Raw genomic sequence first — 9,894 nt, 5'->3', positions numbered from 1 at the left:
TAAGTTTAAATATGAGAACACCTGCTGAGGTACATGACGGTTATTCATGTCCTGCTTAATACAAAAAAGCCAGATACTCAGGGTATCTGGCTTAGCAAAAACTATCAATCTATTTTAGGACGAGACAAACATAATACTTAAATAAGTATGAGTTATTTATTAATCATCCCATTCTGGCGAATAATCTGGATGCTTAATTTTACGCCCGTCGCTACGCGCTAAGCTGCCGATTTTCTCAAGTTCATCCGCACTCAACTCTACTTTGATGGCATCTAAGTTGCCTTGTAAGTGCTCAGGATTAGACGTTTTTGGAATCGCAATATGGTGCTTATCGGATAGAATCCAAGCCAGCGACACTTGTGCGGCGGTGATACCGTGTTTATCAGCGATGTCTTTAATGATTTTATTATCAAAAACATCTCCGCGGGCAAGCGGCGAATACGCTTCCAATAAAATATGGTGATTGTTTAAAAAGGTCTGCAACGTTTTTTGCTTAATAAAGGGGTGAAATTCAACCTGATTGACCGCAATCGGCACGTCAGCATATCTCTTGGCTTCAATGATGTTAGCAATATTAAAATTAGATACACCGATATTGCGAGTCAGCCCTTGTTTTTGTAGCTCACAAAGCGCGGGGATGGTCTCAGATAAGGGCACACGATCATCAGGCCAATGTAGCAGCAGTAAATCAACGTAATCGGTATCTAGATTTTCCAATGAGCGCTTAGCAGCGGCAACGAGTTTTTCTGGCTCAAACTTCATGTCATCAGGGAATATTTTGGTCGTTAAAAAGAACTTATCGCGAGCGACACCTGATTGCTTAATACCTTTACCAACCTCGACTTCATTGCCATATGCTTGGGCCGTATCAATGTGTTCATAGCCCATTTTTAGACCTTGGCTGACGACATCGATACAGTCTTGACCGGTTGATTGCCAAGTACCCAGTCCGAGTACCGGAATGTTTGCTTGTCCAGCGGTGCGAATATTATAAGTTTTAGCACGCATATTATTGTCCTTATCTTTTTTGTGATCTACTAATAGCTTTTATAGTTATTAATAAAGTATTTGATCAGAAATATAATGTTCTCAATCTCTAATAAGCTTAACCACTATAGAAAGAAATTGCGGTAAGTGAAAGGGCAGGTGACGCTTTCCTACAAACGACAAACAGGCTGTAACGTCATTTAAATTATTTTTTGTTTATCATTACTAAAATACAGATCAAAAAAAGCCCATTATTTATCAATAATGGGCTTTTTGTTATTACTTAAAACGGAATCATTTGAATAGATGAGTCGTATTAAATCTATTAACTATTCATGACTGTTTTCACTATTTAGCAGCTTCTACAGGTGCGGTACTTGTAGTGTCAGCACCCCAAATCTTTGGATATTTATAGCCAGGGAAGCTGTCGTGAGCATATTTTTTAAAGGCATCTGAGTTATAAGCGTTAGTAACGTCTTTTACCCATTTCTTGTCTTTATCCGCAGTTTTGATAGCAGACCAGTTTACATAAGCAAAGCTTGGCTCTTGGAATAGCGCCTCAGTCAGCTTGATACCTGAATCGGTCGCGTAGTTACCGTTAATAATGGCAAAGTCTACTTCGTCACGCGCACGAGGCAACTGCGCCGCTTCTAGCTCAACGATTTTTATGTCGTATTTGCTATTATCAGCGATATCAGTTTTTGAGGCAGTCAATGGATCGATATTGTCTTTTAGCGTAATCCAGCCAAGCTCATTCATCATGACTAATGCGCGAGCAAAGTTACTCGGGTCATTAGGCGCAGAAACGCTCATACCTTTATAAACGTCTTCGATTTTGGTTTTTTTACCAGCGTAAATACCTAATGGGGCAGTAGGAACTTGGAATACTTCTGCCAAATCAAGGTTATTTTCTTTTTTGAAGGTATCTAGATAAGGCTTATGTTGAAAGATGTTGATGTCTAAATCGCCATCTGCTAACGCAACGTTTGGACGGACATAATCAGTAAAGGTTACCAGTTCAACTTCATAGCCTTGTGCTTCTAATGAACCTTTTACTTGGTTACGAACCATATCTGCAAAGTCACCTTCGGTCGTACCGATGACGATTTTGCTATGTTCAGGATCAATATCACTGGTAGCAGTGGTTTCTGTATTGGTAGTTTCGGTTGCGCCTTCAGTAACTGGCTCTTTGGTGGCTTCTGGTGCTGATGAATTATTGCAACCGACCAACACTAGGCCTGATACGCCAACAGCAGCAAATGCAGTCGCTACTTGACGGCTGATATCTGTTAATTTCATGGAACTTCCTTAATAAGGGTAGGAGTCAAAGGATAAAATACTGAGATTAAAAATAGAATTAAAAAACCACATTAAAAAAGCAACATTATGAATAGTAATGCTGCTAAGTTAACGAGTGTTAAGATAGTATCAAAATTAAAGGGAATCAGTTACAAAGTCAAGCATTTGCTTAGGATGAATCAGCATTAGACCCTGTAAACTATTCATATCAAGTATCACTCAGTCATTAATATCTAATTTTAATGAGCCAAGTGATTACAGGTTTTTAACGTTTATCTAATCGAGTCGCAACCCAATTTCCTAAGGCTTGAATACCGATGACCATGATTGACAGCATAATGACGATGAATACCATCACCTCAGTCTGATAACGGTAGTAACCATATCGAATTGCCAAATCACCCAAACCGCCGCCGCCAATCATACCAGCCGCTGCTGAAAAAGAGAGCAAGCTAATACAAAGGATGGTCACAGACAAGACCAAGCCAGAGCGTGCTTCATTAAGCAGTACTTTGATGATGGTAAAGGGACGGGCGCCCATCGATTCAGTTGCTTCAATAATACCGCGCGGCACTTCACGTAAGTTTTGCTCAACCAAGCGCGCAAAGTAAAATGAGCCAGCAATCGCAAGCACCAATGATGCGGCGATAGGACCAATACCAGTGCCGACGATAGCTTTGGTAAAGGGACTCATGGCAATCATCAAAATGACGAATGGAAAAGCACGCATAAAGTTTGTGATGCCACCAAGTACAGCATAGAGCGTTTTATTTTGTAAAAACTGCCGATCACTAGATAAAAATAAGAAGACGCCAAACAGACCACCGATAAGAATGGCAACTGTCGTTGAGATACCAAGCATAATAAAAGTATCTAAAAATGCCTGCCAAATCTCTTTACGCAGGGCGAGTAGCTTGTCTATCGAGGCGGATAATTCTGCACCGGTTATCATGTTTATTTCTCCTGCCTCATTAGTCTTCGTGGACTAAGCCTTTGCCAATTGGGGTGGTGGCCTGAATGAGACCATCGCGGATGTCTGCTACTTCGAGCAATTGTCCTTGATGTAACAAGGCTGCACGGTCACATAGTCTACGAATGACGCTCATCTCATGAGTTACAATGACGATAGTGACGCCAAGCTGCTCATTGATATCACGCAAGCAAGTCAACAAACTGCGCGTAGTGGCAGGGTCGAGCGCACTGGTTGGCTCATCAGCAAGGAGTACTTTTGGGCTTGGCGCAATCGCACGGGCGATACCAACACGCTGTTTTTGTCCGCCTGACAACTGCGCAGGATAGTGACTAGCGCGGTCGGTTAAATCAACAATTTCTAGACAATCCATGACACGCTTATGAATATCAGCGCGAGGGTAGCCTGCAACCGTTAAGTTAAAAGCAACATTGTCAAAGACGGTGCGATTAGACATCAGATTAAATTGCTGAAAAATCATACCGATATTGTGACGGGCGATACGCAAGTCACTGGCAGATAAAGAAGTCAGGTCTGTACCATCGATAATCACTTGACCAGAATCAGGACGTTCAAGCAAATTAATCAGGCGTAAAAGTGTTGATTTACCCGCACCTGAATAGCCCATCAAGCCAAAAATCTCACCTTGCTGGACGGTTAGTGACGTCGGCTCGACAGCAGTAAACCAATGCGGCTTGCCGTTTTTATCTTTTATAGACCGGTCACTCAAAAAACTCTTGGTCACATCGTTTAAGACAATCATGTCACTCATGGAAGGCTCAAAATTCAATAAATGTTTTAGTGGTTATGAAGTGGTCGTCGTCTCTCTGACTGCTGAGCAGTTGAGTTAAAACCACATTCGATAACCCCATAATAAGGGGCGCTAATATAGCATATTATGCAAGGTTTTTGATACAGGCATCGATGATTGACTTTGAACTTAGCTTAGTCAATATCAAGATATATAGAATGAAATAGGTAGGATGTCATTATGGTATGTTTTTCTGACTTATTGATCGCTATGCACGCTAAAGGCTTGCATTTCTTCTTCTATAGCACTTCTGAGAGTTTGTTTATGATATGAATGAATAAAATCAGTCACGATTGTCATGATGATGGTAATGCGGATCGAGTTTAACAGGCAATACCACCAAAAATCGCGTGTGACCATTGATAGTGTCAGTAGTGATTCTTCCTTGATGGGCGGTGACAATTTGTGATACTAAGGACAACCCAAGACCTGAGCCTTTATTTTTTTGCTGCAAACGCACAAAGGGGCTAAAAACTTCTTCACGTTTATTTTCAGGGATGCCATCACCCTCATCAATCACTGCCAATACCACATACTTCGGAAGCGGACGTGTTGGCTCTGGTTTAGATTTTTTGAGATGTTTGCTAAATAGGCTTTCTTTACGGGTGGTATTTGACGTTTCAGGACTTTCTTTATCAATTGCTTTATCACTTTCTTTTATAGCCACATCACTATTTTTATTCACTTTATTGGTATCTTCTTTATTGCTATTGATAGCATTTTTACCAGAGATGTCATCAATAGCATGGTCAGGATCTTCAGAAGACCGTTGCTTCTCAGGCACGGCACGCCACATCACTTTCTTTAGCTTATCGGTCAAATCTGATGTAAAACTATGATAATTATCAAACAATGAAGAATTACCAACCTTTTCAAGTGTCTCGCTCGTATTAGTAGGCTCTACTTGCTCTAAATTGGCGCTATCACTCTCTTGATTCACAATATTATCAGATTCATTGTCAGTACTAATATGAGCATCATTCACCAAATTTTCACCATTCTGATAAATAGGCGGTGCTGGTAATATAACTACAGACTCACTATTTGCTACTTTTGGCTTTGGAAGCGCTGCGCTACTAGAATTATTCAGCTCTGATACGGTATCTTGTTGATGAGCAAGCGGATTTGTACTATGAGATGACTCATCAGAATAAAAGTCTGAGCTGTTATAGTCTATAAAGCTACTGCACAATACTGTCTGCAATAAAAAATCAGGGATATTTTCAGCTTCTTCAAGGGTTTGCACCCCATACAGCAGCACAGTGACTGGTGGTTTTCCATGCAGCATGGCATTGGTTAATAGATTGCGAATTAAATGGGTGAGCATTGATGATTGACCGTCAATTACAATGTGCTCACCAATTAACGTGGCTTCAGGATAGTGTTGGCGTTCTTGATTCACCAAATCATATAAATCTAAATTTTCAACTTGCTGTAAGGCATGACCAGCATCCAAACGGCTCACTAATAGAATACTTTCAACCAAATCATTGAGACCTGAGAGGTCGCGATTAATGGCTTGAGCGCGCTTATCAAACTTGGCTTTGTTGTCACTTGGCAATGGACCTGTCAGCATGTCCATCATCTCAATCTGTAGGCGAATACGTGTTATGGGCGTACGCAGCTCATGAGAGGCATGTGCAAGTAATAAATTATTGGCATCAATAAGGTGTTCAATCTTTTGTGCTGCTTGATTAAATCCACGTGCCAGTGAGGCGATTTCATCATTGCCGCGTGCATTTACCCGTACCGTAAAGTCACCATCGCCAAGCTGAGCCATCTGTAGACTCATCTGATTAATACGCCAAGTAATGGTCCGGGCAATCCACCAAAGGACGCCTGCCATAATGAGTAGCAATAAGAGCGTGCCAGTAAATAAGTTAAGCGCTGCAGAGAGAACCGGCTTTTTGGGTGGCAAGCGTGACTCATATAATAGCGTATAGCCAGTACTACTATAAACTTGAGCTTGCTTGGTTGGTGACGTTTCTGCAAAAGAGGGGAAAACACGTGAGAATAAAGACGGCGTAGCAGGAAGCTCTAGCGGCAAATCGCTATTATCTGTTTGCATCAGCAGATGACCTTCGCTGTCATATAAACCCATTTTTGCCTGCAATGACTCATCAAAGATATCGAAGCTTTTTTTGACTACGGCTAGCATAAAACGCGATTGTAGGCGATTTTCCTTACTAACTGCGATATTTAGCTCATGCAAAAAAGGATCGATCTGTCCTAAAATTTGCGTGGCCAATACCTCTGAGCGAATGCCCGCATCTTTATCATGTACCAGCTGTGTCAATAATACCATCGCAACAGCAAACAAGATAAGCGCCAGCATGACACTGGCAAATAGCTTGGCAAACACGGAACGAAAACCCAATTGCTGCATTAAATAATCTCTATTATCAAAAACTTATGCCACTTTGTATGGTCAAACATAAAAGGGGTTATCATGCATATGATACCCCTTTTAATGAACTATTTTAAAGCTGTTTGACTGTTTATTTACCAACAGTTTACTACTGACTACACTTGGTCAGTGGCAAACTGATAACCGACGCCGCGCACTGTAATAATACGCTTTGGTTGACGTGGATTGTCTTCAATCAACGCACGAAGACGCGAGATATGTACGTCAATGGCGCGATCAATATTGTCTGAGCTGTCATCATTTGGCATAGCTTGCCACAATTGCTCTCGGTTTAGTACTTTGCCTGAATGAGTGGCAAAATAATGCAGCAATTGAAACTGATGCGTTGTCAAGCGTACAGGTAAATCATCGATAGTCACTTCATGACTGTCAGGGAACACGCTCAAACGACCAAAAGTTAAGCTATCTGACTGACTGTCCGCTTGGTTTGGCTGCTCATGGCGGCGAATAACCGCACGAATACGGGCTAGCAGTTCACGCGGCTCAAACGGTTTGGCAATATAGTCATCAGCGCCCATCTCAAGACCCAATACGCGGTCTGTGGTATCACCTTTTGCCGTCAACATAATGATCGGCACTTTATTGGTCATATTGTTTTTATTGCCACGGATTTTTTGGCAAACTTGCATACCATCCATGTCGGGTAGCATGAGGTCAAGTACTACCAAGTCAATATCACGCTCTTTGGTATCTAATAAATCCAGACCTTCTTGACCAAGACCTGCATGATGCACATCATAATAATTCATGGTCAGATAATCACTGATTAATTCTGCTAAATCTGGATCATCTTCAATTAACAAAATCTGCTTACTCATAATGTTTCCTCTAGTTGTTGTTATAATTTGTCTTAATGCACTTTTACAATTTATAAAAGTGGCGTCTGCCCTTAGTTTTCAATTATCCCAAATGCTCATATGATAAATATGTAAATCAAAAGTAGCTATCCATACAAGAGATACAAGCCATGCTTTAATGCTATGCAATAAAAGTATGTAATCCGTACTATCCATAATACGCTATATTGCCTAAACAGGATGTTATTAAACAAGGCGTGCTTTGTTAATGTTTCTACACAATGTAACTGCATGGCTCTGTGCTTAAGAAACCACCACTTTTTTGCCTTTAGATTCAATGGGTAAGTTCGCCAAACAAATCAAACTGTCACTACTGATACCTGCGATTAAATATTGTTTGGTCAGTGGATCGTACTCAATTACTTCAATAGGCTGGCGGGTTAAGCGCTGGTCTTGTCCTATAATCCAGATATTGGCAGTCAAAGAACGCAGCGGTTTGTAAGGCGGCACCTGTATTTGTGTCAAGTCAACATTATGTAAGGCAATTTTAGGCACAATAGTACCCACTTCTATCTGCCCGTAGTCAACTCTGCCAGTAACTTGCATATCAGGCACTAGCTGATTGCGACTGACTTCATTGTTGATCACATTTACATAAACCAAAAGCTGCATCGGTTGTTTTACCACCTGCACTTTACTGACCTGACCGGTAAATTTATCCACTCTATCTTCGGCAGTAAAGTTGACGGTTTGACCGACAGAAATTTGCGATTCAGCTTCAATCGGCAGCGTTGAGATAAAATGCAATTCCGTTTCGTCACTGAGCTTCAATAACACTGTTTGAGCTTCTATCTTTTGTCCAGCTTGCACCGACAGATTCTCTATGCGTCCTGAAAAGCGGGCACGCAATGTGATTAAATCAGAGGACTGCTTTGCCGTTGTTCTGTCTTTGCTATTACTAGCAGTTGTATTTAATTCTGCTTCTATATTGGTTTCAGTATCATCAAAGCCTATTACTTTGTTTAAAATTTCCTGACGTCGAACTGTGAGTAGTGGCGTGCCTTTTTTCACCCATTGGTTGTCACTGACTAATACTTGCTCTACCGTCAGCGGCTGTGCCGCCATAAGGTTGATTTGCTTGATAGGTTCGATACGACCTTGTAAGCCAAGGCTCGGCTGATAACGGGTAGGTTTGATACTTAAAATATGATCAGGTGTGATGGTGACACTATCGGCACTAATAAGCGGCATATCAACCGCCTCATTATTTTCGCTAGTCAACGCTTCAGTAGGAGATGTTGGCTGGCAGGCGATAAGAAATAGGGCGCTCAATATATAAACGCTCTTTTTTAACGGCGCAGTCTGTAAGCATATAAAACGCATGTAATGCAGCGAGCGCATAAAAAATGTCATACCAATCACCATCATAAACGTCTTTTTATTATATAGGGAATTACAAGTATGGGAAATGGTTCTACCATATTGTATTTAACTGGTTTTTTTAATCGCTAGATGAGACCCTGTAAAATGCCGTTTTTATATAGAGAATAGTCGTTAAGTGGCTAAATTTAGAACATAATTTCACTAATTACTGGATAATGGCTGGTAACTGTGCTAAAACGAACATATCAAAATATATTGATACATTTTTATCACAAAGGTAAATTATTCAGTAAGATGAATGCTGGTTCTATATAATGGCTACGATTGGAAAGACGACATTTAACAACGAAGCTATTCACTTGCAACTTGGTTGATTTTTTCGGTTTTCAATATAGTAGATTTTTGATGAGACTAGATATTCAACTGTTTTTATAGCAAGCAATATTGAATAAGAGATACTCGTTTATTGACAGAGGATTCGATTCCATTATTCATTAAATTTGCCTGCGATAATTAATGGTTGCAGAGTATGAGTAATCATTGAATTTATGGCTATAATAACGCTGTAAGAAATTTAGCATAACGCCCAACATACTAAGATAATTCATTGTGAGTAAACAGTACTACGCGTGAGTAGTACTGTGAACATATCGCATAATGAATAAACAGTCGTTAATAGGACAATAAGAATGGAAAATAATTTTGATGGTTTAAAAGTAATGGTTATTGATGACTCAAAAACCATTCGCCGTACCGCAGAAACCTTGCTGCAAAAAGCGGGCTGTGAAGTTGTCACTGCCATTGATGGATTTGATGCCTTGGCTAAGATTGTCGATCATAATCCAGATATTATTTTTGTGGATATCATGATGCCACGTTTGGACGGTTATCAAACTTGTGCCTTGATTAAAAATAACCCTGACTATGCCAGTAAACCTGTGATTATGTTGTCATCTAAAGATGGTTTATTTGATAAAGCCCGTGGACGTATTGTAGGTTCTGATGAATATCTGACCAAACCGTTTAGTAAGGATGAGCTTTTTGAGGCAATTAATCAGTATCGTTAATCTGTAACATGATCATCAAAAGTGGTCAAGGCTTTTTCATATAACGATAAAATATTGTTGTCATAATCAGTAATATGCATTCAGTTCAGCATGAAATATTACTTCAATCGGTTTGTTTTAACACTATATATCTAACAGATATCATCGAAAAT

At 40.2% G+C, this 9,894-nt stretch carries 8 protein-coding genes; 1 reads left to right on the top strand and 7 read right to left on the bottom strand.

Features of this window, described 5'->3' with window-relative positions; translation table 11 throughout:
• Window positions 1-159: 159 nt before the first annotated feature.
• The 7 genes from JMX75_RS04170 to JMX75_RS04140 all read right to left on the bottom strand — a co-directional run bounded on the left by JMX75_RS04170 (window position 160) and on the right by JMX75_RS04140 (window position 8,705).
• A complete protein-coding gene (locus JMX75_RS04170; RefSeq protein WP_201531168.1) occupies window positions 160-1,008 on the bottom strand; it encodes an aldo/keto reductase in 849 nt (282 codons plus the stop codon).
• Window positions 1,009-1,335: 327 nt separating this feature from the next.
• A complete protein-coding gene (locus tag JMX75_RS04165; protein WP_201531167.1) occupies window positions 1,336-2,286 on the bottom strand; it encodes a MetQ/NlpA family ABC transporter substrate-binding protein in 951 nt (316 codons plus the stop codon).
• A gap of 265 nt (window positions 2,287-2,551) precedes the next feature.
• Entirely contained in the window at window positions 2,552-3,238 is a 687-nt protein-coding gene (locus JMX75_RS04160; protein WP_011514421.1) for a methionine ABC transporter permease, read from the bottom strand.
• A 19-nt stretch (window positions 3,239-3,257) separates the two neighbouring features.
• Complete coding sequence (locus JMX75_RS04155) at window positions 3,258-4,028, bottom strand: methionine ABC transporter ATP-binding protein (RefSeq protein WP_020444255.1); 771 nt, start codon at window positions 4,026-4,028, stop codon at window positions 3,258-3,260.
• 322 nt (window positions 4,029-4,350) lie between these two features.
• Window positions 4,351-6,453, bottom strand: a complete 2,103-nt coding sequence (locus JMX75_RS04150; protein ID WP_201531166.1) for a sensor histidine kinase — start codon at window positions 6,451-6,453, stop codon at window positions 4,351-4,353.
• A gap of 137 nt (window positions 6,454-6,590) precedes the next feature.
• Window positions 6,591-7,313, bottom strand: coding sequence for a response regulator transcription factor (locus tag JMX75_RS04145; protein WP_011514418.1), 723 nt, complete (start codon window positions 7,311-7,313; stop codon window positions 6,591-6,593).
• Between the two features lie 282 nt (window positions 7,314-7,595).
• Window positions 7,596-8,705 carry an efflux RND transporter periplasmic adaptor subunit gene (locus tag JMX75_RS04140; protein WP_201531165.1) on the bottom strand — a complete coding sequence of 370 codons (1,110 nt, stop codon included), beginning with the start codon at window positions 8,703-8,705 and terminating at the stop codon, window positions 7,596-7,598.
• A gap of 659 nt (window positions 8,706-9,364) precedes the next feature.
• Here JMX75_RS04140 and pilG point away from each other — a divergent pair.
• The gene (gene pilG / locus JMX75_RS04135; RefSeq protein WP_011514416.1) at window positions 9,365-9,742 is read left to right on the top strand and encodes a twitching motility response regulator PilG; all 378 of its coding nucleotides are present in this window, start codon (window positions 9,365-9,367) and stop codon (window positions 9,740-9,742) included.
• Window positions 9,743-9,894 lie beyond the last annotated feature (152 nt).

The organism is Psychrobacter sp. LFX-11D (assembly GCF_904846475.1).
In the GTDB taxonomy this organism is placed as follows: Bacteria; Pseudomonadota; Gammaproteobacteria; order Pseudomonadales; family Moraxellaceae; genus Psychrobacter; species Psychrobacter cryohalolentis.
This window is presented reverse-complemented; position numbering and strand designations above follow the sequence as displayed.

Coding starts and splice junctions, on each gene's coding strand:
- JMX75_RS04170 (WP_201531168.1), bottom strand. CDS start 1,008: ATGCGTGCTAAAACTTATAATATTCGCACCGCTGGACAAGCAAACATT.
- JMX75_RS04165 (WP_201531167.1), bottom strand. CDS start 2,286: ATGAAATTAACAGATATCAGCCGTCAAGTAGCGACTGCATTTGCTGCT.
- JMX75_RS04160 (WP_011514421.1), bottom strand. CDS start 3,238: ATGATAACCGGTGCAGAATTATCCGCCTCGATAGACAAGCTACTCGCC.
- JMX75_RS04155 (WP_020444255.1), bottom strand. CDS start 4,028: ATGAGTGACATGATTGTCTTAAACGATGTGACCAAGAGTTTTTTGAGT.
- JMX75_RS04150 (WP_201531166.1), bottom strand. CDS start 6,453: ATGCAGCAATTGGGTTTTCGTTCCGTGTTTGCCAAGCTATTTGCCAGT.
- JMX75_RS04145 (WP_011514418.1), bottom strand. CDS start 7,313: ATGAGTAAGCAGATTTTGTTAATTGAAGATGATCCAGATTTAGCAGAA.
- JMX75_RS04140 (WP_201531165.1), bottom strand. CDS start 8,705: ATGACATTTTTTATGCGCTCGCTGCATTACATGCGTTTTATATGCTTA.
- pilG (WP_011514416.1), top strand. CDS start 9,365: ATGGAAAATAATTTTGATGGTTTAAAAGTAATGGTTATTGATGACTCA.